Consider the following 13,922-nt stretch of genomic DNA (forward strand, 5'->3'; position numbering starts at 1 on the left):
ATGACCATTCGTTATGAGTCTGTAGAAAATTTAATTAAATTAATTAAAAATAAAGAAGTTAAACCGTCACAAATCGTTAGTGATATATACGATGCAATAGAAGAAACAGATCCTACAATTAAATCGTTTCTTGCTTTAGATAAAGAAAATGCTATTAAAAAAGCACAAGAATTAGATGAATTACAAGCGAAAGATCAAATGGAAGGGCAACTATTTGGTATCCCAATGGGAATTAAAGATAACATTATTACAGAAGGCGTGGAAACAACGTGTGCAAGTAAAATGTTAGAAGGATTCGTACCGATTTATGAATCAACTGTAATGAATAAACTACATAATGAGCAAGCGATACTAATCGGTAAAGTCAATATGGATGAGTTCGCAATGGGTGGTTCAACAGAGACTTCATATTATAAGAAGACAGTGAATCCATTTGACCATACTGCTGTTCCTGGTGGATCATCAGGTGGTTCTGCTGCAGCGGTTGCAGCCGGTTTAGTACCATTTACTTTAGGATCTGATACAGGTGGTTCTATTCGTCAACCAGCAGCATATTGCGGAATTGTAGGATTGAAACCAACATACGGTCGTGTGTCTCGCTTTGGATTAGTTGCATTCGCTTCATCTTTAGACCAAATTGGACCATTGACTCGTACTGTTAAAGATAACGCATTAGTACTTGAAGCAATTACTGGATTAGACGAACATGATTCAACAAGTGCACCAGTTGAAGATGCTGATTTTACTTCAGATATCGGTAAAGACATTAAAGGATTAAAAATTGCATTACCTAAAGAATATTTAGGGGAAGGTGTTTCTGAAGAAGTTAAAGCATCTGTACAACAAGCAGTTGAAACTTTAACTGAATTAGGAGCTACCGTAGAAGAAGTATCACTACCTAATACTAAATATGGTATTCCATCATATTATGTTATTGCATCTTCTGAAGCATCATCAAACTTATCACGTTTTGATGGTATTAGATATGGTTATCACTCACCTGAAGCAAACTCATTAGAAGAATTATACAAAATGTCTCGAAGCGAAGGCTTTGGTGCTGAAGTTAAGCGTCGTATTTACTTAGGAACATTTGCTTTAAGTTCAGGATACTATGACGCATTTTATAAAAAATCACAAAAAGTAAGAACACTTATCAAAAATGATTTTGATCGTGTATTCAAAGAATATGACGTTGTTGTTGGTCCAACTACACCAACTCCAGCCTTTAATCTAGGTGAGGAAATTGATGATCCATTAACAATGTATGCAAATGATCTATTAACGACACCAGTTAACTTGGCTGGTTTACCAGGTATTTCTGTTCCTTGTGGTAAATCTAACGGTCGTCCAATTGGCTTACAATTTATCGGTAAACCGTTCGATGAGAAGACGTTATATCGTGTTGCTTACCAATATGAAACAAAATTCAATCTTCATAATGAATACGAAAATTTATAAGGAGTGGAAACCATGCATTTTGAAACAGTTATTGGACTAGAGGTCCATGTTGAACTTAAAACAGAATCTAAGATGTTCTCTCCATCACCAGCGCACTTTGGTGCAAATCCAAACTCTAATACGAACGTAATTGATCTTGCTTACCCAGGTGTCTTACCAGTAGTAAATAGACGTGCAGTAGACTGGGCGATGAGAGCTTCAATGGCATTAAATATGGATATTGCTACAGAATCTAAATTCGATCGTAAAAACTATTTCTACCCAGATAATCCGAAAGCATATCAAATTTCTCAATTTGACCAACCAATTGGTGAAAATGGTTATATTGATATTGAAGTAGACGGAAAAACAAAACGAATCGGTATTACACGTCTTCATATGGAAGAAGATGCTGGTAAATCAACGCACAAAGATGGTTATTCATTAGTTGACTTAAACCGTCAAGGTACACCATTAATCGAGATTGTGTCTGAACCTGACATCCGTTCTCCACAAGAAGCATATGCTTATTTAGAAAAATTACGCTCAATTATTCAATACACTGGCGTATCTGATTGTAAAATGGAAGAGGGATCATTACGTTGTGATGCTAACATTTCTTTACGACCATATGGTCAAGAGGAATTTGGTACTAAAGCAGAGTTGAAAAACCTTAACTCATTTACTTACGTACGTAAAGGTCTTGAATATGAAGAAAAACGTCAAGAAGAAGAATTATTAAATGGCGGAGAAATTCTTCAAGAAACACGTAGATTTGATGAATCAACTGGTAAAACAATTCTAATGCGTGTGAAAGAAGGTTCTGATGATTATCGTTACTTCCCAGAACCTGATATTGTTCCACTTTATGTAGATGAAGAATGGAAAGAGCGCGTACGTCAAACTATTCCTGAATTGCCAGATGAAAGAAAAGAAAAATATGTTAATCAATTTGGTCTGCCAGCTTACGATGCACATGTCTTAACATTAACTAAAGAAATGTCAGATTTCTTTGAAGGTGCAGTAGAAGCAGGTGCCGATGTAAAATTAACATCAAACTGGTTAATGGGTGGCGTAAATGAATATCTAAATAAAAACCAAGTTGAGCTGTTAGATACAAAATTAACACCAGAAAATTTAGCTGGTATGATTAAGTTAATTGAAGATGGCACAATGAGTAGTAAAATTGCTAAAAAAGTATTCCCAGAATTAGCTGAAAATGGTGGAGATGCTAAACAAATTATGGAAGATAAAGGACTAGTTCAAATTTCTGATGAGGCTACATTATTGAAATTTGTTAACGAAGCTTTAGATAATAATCCACAATCTGTTGAAGACTTTAAAAATGGTAAAGGTAAGGCGATGGGCTTCTTAGTCGGTCAAATTATGAAAGCCTCTAAAGGTCAAGCAAACCCACAATTAGTTAACCAATTATTAAAGCAAGAATTAGAAAAGAGATAATTGAGTAATTAATATAATAGCTTGGGGTCATCATTGCACATAGCTTATACAAGTAGGGCTAATCCAAAAAATTGGATTAGCCCTACTTGTTATTTTATAGAAAAAAAGGTTATCTTATATTTTTAAACATAATGACTATCTATTGATTTTCAGTCAATGATACAGTTTATGTGGAAGTCAATTTTGTCTATTTGCATAATATATTCAGTTAATTTGGTCTAAATGCTTTTATCCATTTCATAAATCATTTAATATAGAGTATGAGTAAATGAAGTTGAGGGATAAAATATGAGAAAACGAGCTAGAATCATTTATAATCCAACGTCAGGTAAGGAATTATTTAAACGTACGTTACCAGATGTGTTAATAAAATTAGAAAAAGCTGGATTTGAGACGAGTGCATATGCGACTGAAAAGGTTGGCGATGCGACTGCAGAAGCAGCAAGATGTTTAGAACATAACTACGATGTACTGATTGCAGCTGGTGGTGATGGTACCCTTAATGAAGTAATCAATGGTATCGCTGAACAGCCTAACAGACCTCAATTAGGTATTATTCCAATGGGGACTGTGAATGATTTTGGACGTGCTTTACATCTGCCTAATGACATCATGAGTGCAATCGATGTTATTATAGAAGGTCACAGTACCAAAGTTGATATTGGTAAGATGAATAGTAGATACTTTATAAACTTGGCGGCTGGCGGTCAACTCACACAAGTTTCATATGAGACACCAAGTAAATTGAAGTCGATTGTAGGACCTTTTGCATACTATATCAAAGGTTTCGAAATGTTACCACAAATGAAGGCTGTCGATTTACGTATAGAATATGATGATGAAGTGTTCCAAGGTGAAGCCTTGTTATTCTTATTAGGTTTAACAAATTCGATGGCAGGATTTGAAAAGTTAGTACCAGATGCCAAGCTAGACGACGGACATTTTACATTGATTATCGTTGAGAAGGCTAATTTAGCAGAATTAGGGCATATTATGACGTTAGCTTCAAGAGGCGAGCACACCAAACATCCAAAAGTGCATTATAAAAAAGCAAAATCAGTCAGTGTGTCATCATTCGTTGATATGCAGTTAAATGTCGATGGCGAATATGGCGGTAAATTACCAGGTAATTTCTTGAATTTAAAGCAACACATTGAAGTTTATACACCGAGTGATGTTCATAATCAAGAATTAGTAGAACAATAATAACGTAAATTAAGCTTGAAGTGTGTATTCACTTTAAGTTAAAATAAATAGTCGAAAAAATTTAAAAGAGAGTTAAGCGACGAGGTTAGGTAAACATCAAGTATCCTAACCTCTTTTCATGTGGGGTGAAATAATGAGTACATTACAAAAAAATGAAGTGCGAGAAGGTAAAGTGATTGATTTGACACATGAAGGGCATGGTGTTGTTAAATTAGATCGCTATCCTATTTTTATACCGAATGCATTAATTGATGAAACAATTGAATATAAAGTGATTAAGGTAAAAAAGAACTTTGCAATTGGTAAGTTATTAGATATTAAAGTACAAAGCAATCAAAGGGTTGAACCACCCTGTGTTTATTATTACAAGTGTGGTGGTTGTCAGTTGCAACACTTGTCATATCAAGCACAGTTAGCAATGAAAAAAGAGCAAGTAATTAATTTGTTTCACCGTAAGGCCAACTTCGAAAATACTATTATCCATGACACAATAGGAATGGAGACGCCATGGCGCTATCGAAACAAATCTCAAATTCCTGTAGGTAAAAATGAAAATAATGATGCAATCATGGGTTTTTATCGTCAAAGAAGTCATCAAATCATAGATATGGATGAATGTTTAATACAAGATACAAAACATCAAGATGTAATGAATCATGTGAAGCAATGGTGCAATGAACTAAATGTGAGTATTTATGATGAGCGCAAAAAAGCTGGACTTATGCGTCATGTTGTTATCAGAACAGGTCATTATACTGGAGATTTGATGGTTATATTTGTTACAAATGGTAAGAAATTCAAACAAAGTGACATTATGACTCAAAAATTAATTGAAACATTTCCAAATATAAAAAGTGTAAAGCATAATATTAACAATACCCATTCTAATGTCATCATGGGTGACGTTTCACATACACTTTATGGTGTAGATCAAATTGAAGATACTTTATCAGATATTACCTTTAAGATTAGCGATCAATCATTTTACCAAATTAACTCTACTCAAACTGAAAAATTATATCAACGTGCGATTGAATATGCAGATTTACAAGGCGAGGAAACAGTGTTAGACACATATTGTGGTATAGGTACAATTGGTCTTTACATGGCACCAAAAGCAAAGCATGTATATGGTGTTGAAGTTGTACCTGAAGCTATTGAGGATGCTAAAAAAAATGCGACTATAAACCAGTTTGAAAATACTACTTTTGTCTGTGGTAAAGCAGAAGAAGTTATTTTAAAATGGAAAGCACAAGGAATCAAGCCTGATGTAGTTATGGTTGATCCCCCACGCAAAGGTTGCGATGAAAGTTTTTTAGATACATTATTAGAATTAAATCCAAGAAGAATTGTCTATATATCTTGTAATCCTTCAACGCAACAAAGAGATGCACAACATTTAGCAACTCAGTACGAGTTAACACAAATTACACCTGTCGATATGTTCCCACATACAACACATGTGGAAACAGTGGCGCAATTTGATAGAATATAATATTTGTTAGTAAAAGGTAATAAAGGGAATAGACCAACTAACATAGAACTATAATATTTCGAAATATTGCAGGAAACGGATGTTTGTTAAAATTCAATTACAGGCAACTAACTTTCGTGAAATGTACTTTAAACGTGGGAATAACCATTGTATACTCTAGGTAATAGGTAACGATTGGGAGGTTAGCTAATGTTTAAAATTGATTTGCTTGCTAATAAAAAAGCATTGGAAAGATTTATATTGTTCCAACTCACAGTGGTAATGATTTCAATTTTATTTTGCTATAAGTTGGCATATTCATTAACGCATATTATTGAGCAAAACATCGTCTTTAACATGATATTTGGGATTTTAGGGTTTACGGTGATTTATTTCTTACATGAACTGATTCATATCGTATGTTTTAAATTGTTCTCTAAAGGTGAGAAGCCCACATATAAATTTAAACTGGGCTTGTTGTCGACACATATGCCAAAGGTATATTTTAAAAGATGGCAATATATCATTATAATGTTAGCACCTTTAGTCGTTATCACAGCATTATTATTTATTGTATTTTCATTTTATGCTTACTCATCAATATTGTTTATTGCTAGTATACATGTGGGATATTGTGTACTTGATATTTATTTTGTGACTGGGGCATTAAATAGTAAAGTCAAACTTATTGAAGATACTGAAGAGGGTATATTGTTTTATACAGAAGATAAGACTACATACCGCACTGAGCTAGAATAAGCTAAATTAGGCAATTGCAATTGTATATTATGTTAGTTCGATTATAGAGCCAATGATTTCAAGTTATTATTGAAACCATTGGCTTTAACTATGTCATGAATTGTAAATATTTTAAAGTTCTAATAACTCATTAGAATAGACAAATGGCTACAACTGAAACTAAATTGCTAGTATAATAAATGTACTAGAAGGTAATATCCATGATGAAATTTTATGACATAAATGAAAAGGAGGTGTATGGTATTGGCAGAAAGACGCATTATTCATGTTGATATGGATTATTTCTTCGCGCAAGTTGAAATGCGTGATAATCCAAAGTTAAAAGGGAAACCAGTTATTGTAGGAGGTAAAGCGAGTAGTCGGGGCGTGGTATCTACAGCATCTTATGAAGCACGTCAATATGGTGTTCATTCTGCAATGCCTACAGCTCAAGCGCATAAACTATGTCCGAATGGCTATTATGTTTCTCCAAGATTTGAAGCATATAAAGCAGCTTCTGATAAAATTATGAAAATATTTAAAAGTTATACAGATATTGTTGAACCATTATCTTTAGATGAGGCGTATTTAGATATAACCCATTTGGTGAGACCTGATCTTCCAGCATCAAGTATTGCTCAATATATAAGAAGAGATATTTTTGAGGAAACAAAGTTAACAGCTTCAGCTGGCGTATCATACAATAAATTTCTCGCTAAATTAGCCAGTGGTATGAATAAGCCCAATGGTTTAACAGTAATTGATTATAATAATGTTCATGAAATATTGATGAATTTAGATATTGGTGATTTTCCAGGGGTAGGTAAAGCATCAAAAGAAAAAATGCATGAACACCATATATTTAATGGACAAGATTTATATAATCAAAGTGAGTATGAACTGATAAGGTTATTTGGTAAACGAGGTCATGGTTTATATAATAAAGCGCGTGGAGTCGATCATAATCCTGTAAAACCAACAAGAATTCGTAAATCTGTAGGTACTGAGAGAACCTTTTCAACTGATATGAACGACGATGACGCGATATTACAAAAAATATGGGAACTAAGTAATAAAACTGCAGATAGATTAGCTAAAATTCAAAAGTCAGGTAAAACAGTAACCGTAAAAATAAAAACATATAAATTTGAAGCCTTATCAAAGCAAAAAAGTTTAAGGTCACCTGTTAGAAATGAAACAGATATCTATAATATCGCTTATAGCCTGTATGCTGAGTTGAAGGACCCTGAAGTACCAATTCGATTAGTTGGTGTAACTGTAGGTAATTTAGAACGCTCAACATACGAAAATATGACTATTTATGACTATATTTAAATTACATTAATGTAAATATAAACAGGCACGAAGCAAATTTTTGCTTCGTGCCTGTTCTGCATATTAATAAACTAATCTTTATCAGTTAAATCTTTTCCATAAATTTTTAACATGCTATCTAAATTTTCATAGTGTTGTAATAATCTGAATGTTATCATAGCGCATGCTTTCGCATCATTTAATGCATCATGATGACCATGGAAATCTAAATTGTAATATTGCATCATATAATTTAGTCCATAGCGATGGTGATTGATTGTTCTTCTGGATAATTGCAATGAACAAAAGTATCTCATACTAGGTGTTTGTTGACCTATTGCCTTTATACTTTCATGCAATACATTCATATCAAACGCAGCATTATGCGCAACAACAGGTAAATTACCAATAAAATCCAACATATGTGGATAGACAAATGCAAAGTCAGGTGCATTTTGAACATCATCTGGTTGAATACCGTGTACTGCTATGTTTTGTTGAGAAAAATAGTCATTCGGATTTACTAATGTGTAAAATGTTTCAGTGATTTGATGATTGACTACTTTAACCATACCAACTGAACAAATGCTTGTGCGTTTACCATTTGCAGTTTCAAAGTCCAAGGCAATAAATGCGTCGTCTTTCATTGTGCAAGTTCCTTTCAAAGTAAAAATATATCGTTTAAATTACTAGCTTCAATTATAAATAATATCCATATTGTTAGTAATATTATTATACACTATATAGTAATATTCATGGCACAACTTGCATAATTAATAGCAGTGATAAAATATAAAAAACCCATTCTTAAATGTGAATGGGTGAGCCGTTATGGAACGATTGAACTTAAGTTTAAAAAATATAGACTGAATTATGAACCTTATTCTTCATTAAATGTACGTGCTGCAAGTTCTTTTTCGTATAAATAAAGTGTATTGCTATCATCACCGATACGTTTCAAGTAATCGATGTGTGTTTCAAACATTGATTCTTCTTCAACTTGTTCATCTAGGAACCAATTTAAAAATGAAATTGTTGCATAATCTTTATCTTTATTTGCTAATTCTGATAAATTATAGAAACGACGTGTAACATCTTGTTCTTGTGCAAGTCCATCTTCAAATGTTTCTAAAATATTTTTGAAATCAGATTTTGGTGCTGAAATAGCTGAGAACACTGCTTTTTCACCACGGTCATTAATGTAATCATAAATTTTTTGACCATGAAATCTTTCTTCTTTAGCTTGTTGGATATAAAAGTTAGCAAAACCTTCATATGAACCATTGTCACAGTATGCTGCCATTGCCATGTATGCATGGGCTGCGTAAAATTCATGGTTCATTTGTTCATTTAATGCGTCTAACAATTCTTTGTTTAACATAAGTAATAGCCTCCATATATCATTTTTTTTAGTATAACAAATCTATTCTCATTAGTAAATAATAATTATTATAATCTAGAGATTGGGTATGATAATTCTTAATGAGAATTGTTTGGAATACAACTTAATCATGTTATAATATTTTAAGTGAAGAAGTAGAGGAGGAACGACATGAGACGTTGGACTGCGACACGACTAGCAAAAGTAGCAAGGCAAGCGAGCAGAGCTGCAGGGAAAAAGGGCACTGACTTGCCAGGTCAAATTGCTAGAAGAGTAGATAAAAATATATTAAGAAAATTAGCTTCTCAAGTGGATGAAATTGTATTTATAAGTGGTACAAATGGGAAAACAACCACTTCAAATTTAATAGGTCATACTTTAAGAGCCAATGATATTAAAATCATACATAATAATGAAGGTGCGAACATGGCAGCTGGCATCACTTCGGCATTCATTTTACAAATCAAACCAGCAACAAAGATTGCTGTTATTGAGATTGATGAAGGATCGATACCAAGAGTGCTAAATGAAGTAACGCCGACAATGATGGTATTCACAAACTTCTTCCGAGACCAAATGGACCGCTTTGGTGAAATTGATATTATGGTTAACAATATTGCTAATGCTATTAGTAATAAAGGTATAAAGTTGTTACTAAATGCTGATGATCCATTTGTAAGTAGATTGAAGATTGCAAGTGATACAGTTGAATATTACGGTATGAAAGCTCATGCACATGAATTTGAACAAAGTACAATGAATGAGAGCAAGTATTGTCCTAATTGCGGACAACTATTACATTATGATTATATCCATTATAACCAAATTGGGCATTATCATTGTAATTGTGGCTTTAAGCGTGAAGCAACGAAATACGAAGTATCTCACTTTGATTTAACCCCTTTTATTAATATATCCATTGAAAATGAAATGTTTAATATGAAAATTGCAGGCGATTTTAATGCTTATAATACAATTGCAGCATATACAGTTCTGAGAGAATTAGGATTAAATAATGATGCGATACGAAGAGGATTTGAAACATACACATCAAATAATGGACGTATGCAATATTTCAGAAAAGATAGTAAAGAAGCAATGATAAACCTAGCTAAAAATCCTGCCGGTATGAATGCGAGTCTTTCAGTAGGTGAACAATTAGAAGGACGTAAAGTATATCTAATGAGTTTAAATGACAATGCTGCTGATGGAAAGGACACATCCTGGATTTATGATGCCGACTTTGAAAAGCTAACACGTCAGGATATTGAAGCGATAATCGTTACAGGGACTCGTGCGGAAGAGTTACAATTGAGATTGAAATTGGCTGAAGTAAATGTACCAATCATATTAGAGAAAGACATTTATAAGGCCACTGCTAAGTCAATGGAGTTTAAAGAGAGTTTTACTGTGGCGATACCAAACTATACTTCATTAACGCCAATGCTTAGTCAGTTAAACCACTCTTTTGAGGAGGGGAAAGATAAATGAACGAATTAACGGTTTATCACTTTATGCCAGATAAATTAAACCTTTATAGTGATATAGGGAATATCATTGCATTAAAGCAACGTGCCAAGCTGAGAAACATTAAATTAAATGTCAGAAATGTAAATGAAACTGAAGGTGTAACATTAGATGACTGTGATATTTTCTTTATCGGTGGTGGTAGTGATAGAGAACAATCATTAGCTACTAAAGAACTAAGTAAAATTAAAGAAAAATTAAAAACTGCAATTGAAGACGGTATGCCAGGCTTAACAATTTGTGGCGGTTATCAGTTTTTAGGCAGTAAATATATTACACCTGATGGTACAGAATTAGCAGGTTTAAACATTTTAGACTTTTATACTAAATCACAAACTGACCGACTGACTGGTGATATAGTAATTGAAAGTGAGACATTTGGTACAATTGTTGGTTTTGAGAACCATGGTGGAAGAACGTATCATAATTTTGGTACGCTAGGTAAAGTCGTGCATGGTTTTGGTAATAATGATGACGATGCAAAAGAAGGGATTCATTATAAAAATTTATTAGGTACTTATTTACATGGGCCAATTTTACCTAAAAATCATGAAATAACGGATTATTTATTGGAGAAGGCATGTGAGAGAAAGAATATTCCATTCGAGCCGAAACAATTAGATAATACGGAAGAAGAAGCGGCAAAGCAAGTTATTGTCGACCGTGTTTCAAAGTAACAGGTATAGCATAATCCTATTCTTATAGGTTTAATAAAGATATAACTAAAACTGCCAATACAGTGCGTGCACTGTATTGGCAGTTTTTATATGGAAATATTCTGTTTTGATTTGATGATTTCTTAGAAACAATCATTTAACCAGTGACTAAACGAGGTCTATCACGTTATCAGGTACTTTAGCAATGTACTAAATATAATAAACAAAGTCTAGACAATTACCAATAAAGACTTTAAATGAACCTTGGTTTGAAACTGTATGACAAGAAGAGTAAAGTGTTTAAAATCGATTGTAACCATTTAGGCAAATCGATGATCTAATATACGATAGATTAATAATATTTCGTAAATAATATGGCTCTTTATTTGATTGTCATCAAATTCATCTAACCCTTTAACAGATGCTTTTAACACGGAAGCAGCACGTTGTTGTCTTTCGAAATGTCCGGTTTTATGAATTTCACTAATACTATGTGCAATATTAAGTATTGCAAGGCGTTCCTCGCAAGTAAACACTTCATATGTATCCTTAGGTAAATAAACAAGGTTAGAAAGATGTGTGATAAATAATCTGTTAGTGTGTGAGCGTGTCGTTAATGATTTAAGTCTGATCCATTCATCGTCATGGTGTTTATGGTAACTGAGTTCGTCTTTTTGATAGGATAGCAGTGTTTCTACCTTTTGGTTTAAATCTAACAATGCGTTCAATTGATTGAAGGGTGCTCCTTTAGTAAACTTCCCAAGTAACAGTTGTTTCATGCGTGTGTTGAATAAATCATACATCAAAGATTCCGTTAAATTAATATTGTCTTCAAGTTGATCATAATACTTGGGTGGTAAGACGATGAAGTTGACTAACCCAGCAGTGACCAATCCGATAATGGCAGTCAATAAACGCGAAAAGAAATTGAAATAGTATGCTTCATGTATACCTGGAATCATCGCCATCGCTGTAAGCGTTGCTACCGTGGTACCAACATGTAAATTAAGTTTAGTACATAAAATAATAGTAAATGTTGCACTAAAGGCGTATGAAAATGGCGACTGGTCACCAAAGATAAAGGTGAATACAACAGAAAATAATGCACCAATTACAGTTGCAGGCAAACGTTTGTAGCCTTTTTTTAATGATGCTTTAGCAGTTGGTTCTATTGTTACGATAGCTGTTAATATTGCGAAAATAGGATTTAAATCTAAGGCTAAACAAAAAAATGCAGTTAAAAATGTAGCTAAACCTGTTTTAATTGTTCTTGCACCGATAATGCGTTTATACCAATTATCATTCATTAACAAAACTCCTAGTAGATTAAAAAATCAAACGTAGTATATAAACAAAAGTTGCCGTATGATTCATTCAAGTATAGTGTTAAACTGTACTTGTTGAATTTTTCTAATTTATTATATCAAAAAAAATCTGCTATAATAAGAAAGAATATAAATTTTAAAAAGGAACGGGATAAAATGATTGTAAAAACAGAAGAAGAATTAATTGCGTTAAAAGACATTGGTTACATCTGTGCTTTAGTTCGCGACAAAATGCAAGCTGCTACAGTACCTGGTATCACAACTAAAGAATTAGATGATATTGCAAAGGATTTATTTGAAGAACATGGTGCAATTTCTGCACCTATCCATGATGAAAACTTCCCAGGGCAAACATGTATTAGTGTAAATGAAGAAGTTGCTCATGGTATCCCTGGTAAACGCACAATTAAAGAAGGCGACTTGGTAAATATAGATGTTTCTGCATTAAAGAATGGTTATTATGCAGATACTGGAATTTCATTTGTAGTCGGAGAATCAGATAATCCATTAAAGCAAAAGGTATGCGATGTGGCTTTAGAAGCATTTGAAGCGGCAATGACTAAGGTGAAACCAGGTACTAAATTAAGTCAAATCGGGAAGGCTGTACACGCAACAGCACGTAAAAATGATTTGACAGTAATCAAAAACCTAACGGGGCATGGTGTTGGCCAATCATTACACGAAGCACCAAACCACGTAATGAATTATTATGATCCAAAAGATAAAACATTATTAAAAGAGGGCACTGTAATAGCAGTAGAGCCGTTTATTTCAACAAATGCTACATTCGTTACAGAAGGTAAAAATGAATGGGCATTTGAAACAAATGATAAAAGTTTTGTTGCACAAATTGAACACACAGTGATTGTGACAAAAGATGGACCTGTTTTAACTACTAAAATAGATTAAAAGGTGTTTCGGTCTAAAGTCCTAATATAAGATGGTTCCGGAGCCTATTACAATGGCTCCGGATATTTTTTATAATAGAATCTAATCAAGCATGAGGTGATTCTATGAATTATATTACGTTATATTTAGAAAAAGTTACGAGAAATACATTTTATAGCAGTTTAGTAGAATACAGAGATGCATTAGATAAAAAATTAAGAAGCATCGAATTATATATCAAATACTTAATTGAAAGAAAAGCATATTTAGAAGAATTAATTGACAGTTTAACTTTAACCTTAGAGAATAAATATATCGATAAAATAGAGGAAAAACATATTTATTGCGCTAAGGAAATCGATGATAATGAAATTGAAAATATTAAAAATAAATTAAATGGAATGGAAGCAGACTACGCGAGAATTGAAGCCGATTTATCACATCAAGCTACAGAGAAAGCGAATGTAGAAACAGAATGTGATTTAATCGAACGTATTAGTTTAGTCGCTTGAAGA

At 33.1% G+C, this 13,922-nt stretch carries 13 protein-coding genes; 10 read left to right on the forward strand and 3 right to left on the reverse strand.

Annotated features, from left to right (window positions below; all coding sequences use genetic code 11):
* The 6 genes from gatA to dinB all read left to right on the forward strand — a co-directional run bounded on the left by gatA (position 1) and on the right by dinB (position 7,651).
* Entirely contained in the window at positions 1-1,458 is a 1,458-nt protein-coding gene (gene gatA, locus JN168_RS04675; RefSeq protein WP_279526206.1) for an Asp-tRNA(Asn)/Glu-tRNA(Gln) amidotransferase subunit GatA, read from the forward strand.
* Positions 1,459-1,470: 12 nt separating this feature from the next.
* The gene (gene gatB / locus JN168_RS04680) at positions 1,471-2,898 is read left to right on the forward strand and encodes an Asp-tRNA(Asn)/Glu-tRNA(Gln) amidotransferase subunit GatB (protein WP_107513078.1); all 1,428 of its coding nucleotides are present in this window, start codon (positions 1,471-1,473) and stop codon (positions 2,896-2,898) included.
* Between the two features lie 288 nt (positions 2,899-3,186).
* On the forward strand, positions 3,187-4,104 hold the full coding sequence (locus JN168_RS04685) for a diacylglycerol kinase (RefSeq protein ID WP_042739188.1): 918 nt from the start codon (positions 3,187-3,189) through the stop codon (positions 4,102-4,104).
* Positions 4,105-4,237: 133 nt separating this feature from the next.
* Positions 4,238-5,599: a 23S rRNA (uracil(1939)-C(5))-methyltransferase RlmD gene (rlmD, locus tag JN168_RS04690; protein WP_042739187.1), complete on the forward strand. Its 1,362-nt coding sequence runs from the start codon at positions 4,238-4,240 to the stop codon at positions 5,597-5,599.
* 189 nt (positions 5,600-5,788) lie between these two features.
* Entirely contained in the window at positions 5,789-6,337 is a 549-nt protein-coding gene (locus JN168_RS04695; protein WP_042739186.1) for a DUF3267 domain-containing protein, read from the forward strand.
* 243 nt (positions 6,338-6,580) lie between these two features.
* Positions 6,581-7,651: a DNA polymerase IV gene (dinB, locus tag JN168_RS04700; protein WP_042739185.1), complete on the forward strand. Its 1,071-nt coding sequence runs from the start codon at positions 6,581-6,583 to the stop codon at positions 7,649-7,651.
* A gap of 71 nt (positions 7,652-7,722) precedes the next feature.
* Here dinB and JN168_RS04705 read toward each other — a convergent pair whose 3' ends face one another.
* Together JN168_RS04705 and ftnA are read right to left on the reverse strand one after the other, a co-directional pair.
* Positions 7,723-8,277 (reverse strand): 3'-5' exonuclease, encoded by a 555-nt coding sequence (locus tag JN168_RS04705; protein WP_107526959.1) that lies wholly within the window; start codon positions 8,275-8,277, stop codon positions 7,723-7,725.
* Positions 8,278-8,510: 233 nt separating this feature from the next.
* Positions 8,511-9,011 carry an H-type ferritin FtnA gene (ftnA, locus tag JN168_RS04710; RefSeq protein ID WP_042739183.1) on the reverse strand — a complete coding sequence of 167 codons (501 nt, stop codon included), beginning with the start codon at positions 9,009-9,011 and terminating at the stop codon, positions 8,511-8,513.
* Between the two features lie 171 nt (positions 9,012-9,182).
* Here ftnA and murT point away from each other — a divergent pair, with 171 nt between their 5' ends.
* Positions 9,183-10,502, forward strand: coding sequence for a lipid II isoglutaminyl synthase subunit MurT (gene murT / locus JN168_RS04715; RefSeq protein ID WP_107590090.1), 1,320 nt, complete (start codon positions 9,183-9,185; stop codon positions 10,500-10,502).
* Positions 10,499-11,215 (forward strand): lipid II isoglutaminyl synthase subunit GatD, encoded by a 717-nt coding sequence (gene gatD, locus JN168_RS04720; RefSeq protein ID WP_042739181.1) that lies wholly within the window; start codon positions 10,499-10,501, stop codon positions 11,213-11,215. Before murT ends, gatD begins: the two co-directional genes overlap by 4 nt.
* A 299-nt stretch (positions 11,216-11,514) precedes the next feature.
* Here gatD and JN168_RS04725 read toward each other — a convergent pair whose 3' ends face one another.
* Positions 11,515-12,501 (reverse strand): FUSC family protein, encoded by a 987-nt coding sequence (locus JN168_RS04725; protein WP_229366878.1) that lies wholly within the window; start codon positions 12,499-12,501, stop codon positions 11,515-11,517.
* Between the two features lie 174 nt (positions 12,502-12,675).
* Between JN168_RS04725 and map the strand changes: the two genes are divergently transcribed.
* Positions 12,676-13,428, forward strand: coding sequence for a type I methionyl aminopeptidase (gene map / locus JN168_RS04730; RefSeq protein ID WP_042739179.1), 753 nt, complete (start codon positions 12,676-12,678; stop codon positions 13,426-13,428).
* Between the two features lie 104 nt (positions 13,429-13,532).
* Positions 13,533-13,919, forward strand: coding sequence for a hypothetical protein (locus tag JN168_RS04735; RefSeq protein ID WP_042739178.1), 387 nt, complete (start codon positions 13,533-13,535; stop codon positions 13,917-13,919).
* Positions 13,920-13,922 lie beyond the last annotated feature (3 nt).

The organism is Staphylococcus gallinarum (assembly GCF_029774255.1).
Lineage (GTDB): Bacteria > Bacillota > Bacilli > Staphylococcales > Staphylococcaceae > Staphylococcus > Staphylococcus gallinarum.

What these genes read in the sequence shown, in the direction of transcription:
- gatA (WP_279526206.1), top strand. Translation starts at nt 1, where the DNA reads ATGACCATTCGTTATGAGTCTGTAGAAAATTTAATTAAATTAATTAAA.
- gatB (WP_107513078.1), top strand. Translation starts at nt 1,471, where the DNA reads ATGCATTTTGAAACAGTTATTGGACTAGAGGTCCATGTTGAACTTAAA.
- JN168_RS04685 (WP_042739188.1), top strand. Translation starts at nt 3,187, where the DNA reads ATGAGAAAACGAGCTAGAATCATTTATAATCCAACGTCAGGTAAGGAA.
- rlmD (WP_042739187.1), top strand. Translation starts at nt 4,238, where the DNA reads ATGAGTACATTACAAAAAAATGAAGTGCGAGAAGGTAAAGTGATTGAT.
- JN168_RS04695 (WP_042739186.1), top strand. Translation starts at nt 5,789, where the DNA reads ATGTTTAAAATTGATTTGCTTGCTAATAAAAAAGCATTGGAAAGATTT.
- JN168_RS04705 (WP_107526959.1), bottom strand. Translation starts at nt 8,277, where the DNA reads ATGAAAGACGACGCATTTATTGCCTTGGACTTTGAAACTGCAAATGGT.
- ftnA (WP_042739183.1), bottom strand. Translation starts at nt 9,011, where the DNA reads ATGTTAAACAAAGAATTGTTAGACGCATTAAATGAACAAATGAACCAT.
- murT (WP_107590090.1), top strand. Translation starts at nt 9,183, where the DNA reads ATGAGACGTTGGACTGCGACACGACTAGCAAAAGTAGCAAGGCAAGCG.
- gatD (WP_042739181.1), top strand. Translation starts at nt 10,499, where the DNA reads ATGAACGAATTAACGGTTTATCACTTTATGCCAGATAAATTAAACCTT.
- JN168_RS04725 (WP_229366878.1), bottom strand. Translation starts at nt 12,501, where the DNA reads ATGAATGATAATTGGTATAAACGCATTATCGGTGCAAGAACAATTAAA.
- map (WP_042739179.1), top strand. Translation starts at nt 12,676, where the DNA reads ATGATTGTAAAAACAGAAGAAGAATTAATTGCGTTAAAAGACATTGGT.
- JN168_RS04735 (WP_042739178.1), top strand. Translation starts at nt 13,533, where the DNA reads ATGAATTATATTACGTTATATTTAGAAAAAGTTACGAGAAATACATTT.